This window comes from Thiolapillus sp., assembly GCF_048562965.1.
Taxonomy (GTDB): Bacteria; Pseudomonadota; Gammaproteobacteria; order Chromatiales; family Chromatiaceae; genus Thiolapillus; species Thiolapillus brandeum_A.
On record NZ_JBHNMF010001695.1, the window covers coordinates 1 to 508 of the forward strand.

Annotated in this window: 2 protein-coding genes; both read left to right on the plus strand. The window is 59.3% G+C overall.

Going from position 1 to position 508, the window contains the following annotated elements:
• The first annotated feature begins 232 nt into the window (after positions 1–232).
• A complete protein-coding gene (locus ACOCD2_RS26260) occupies positions 233–361 on the plus strand; it encodes a hypothetical protein (RefSeq protein WP_293653668.1) in 129 nt (42 codons plus the stop codon).
• A gap of 26 nt (positions 362–387) precedes the next feature.
• The coding region (gene tnpB / locus ACOCD2_RS26265; protein WP_374109791.1) for an IS66 family insertion sequence element accessory protein TnpB at positions 388–508 on the plus strand (121 nt) is incomplete at its 3' end.

Here is a 508-nt window from a genome sequence, read left to right on the forward strand (position 1 = left end):
ACATCAAGCCCGAACAACCAGAGTCCGATTTTCTGCGTATCAGCAGTCCGGAAGAAATAAAGTAAGCGCCCAAGAATCCACACCTGTTTTCCCCACCTGACCCTGTGCAGACTTTCTCCTGGAATTTCACGACATAGGAGAAATCGATGGACATGTCTGATGCCACCGAAGGTGCGCCGTTCTGGCAGTTACACATTGCGGCCTGGCAACAAAGAAGAAGGGGGCGGGCTTTGTGCCGGTGATCCCGGCCACGGTACAGCCCACCGGCCTGACCCTGAGCCTGCCCAACGGCCTGGAGATCCGCGGCATCGAAGCGAACAACCTGAGTCTGGTGCGTGATCTGCTGGGGATGCTGGCATGAAGTACCGGTTGCGCCCCCATCCCCGCATGCCGCAGATCTACCTGTATCGGGAGCCGGTGGATTTCCGCAAGAGCTTCCGGGGCCTGGCCGCGATCGTCGAGCAGGAGCTGGGCCACAACCCCTTTGAGGGGGCGCTGTATGCCTTCA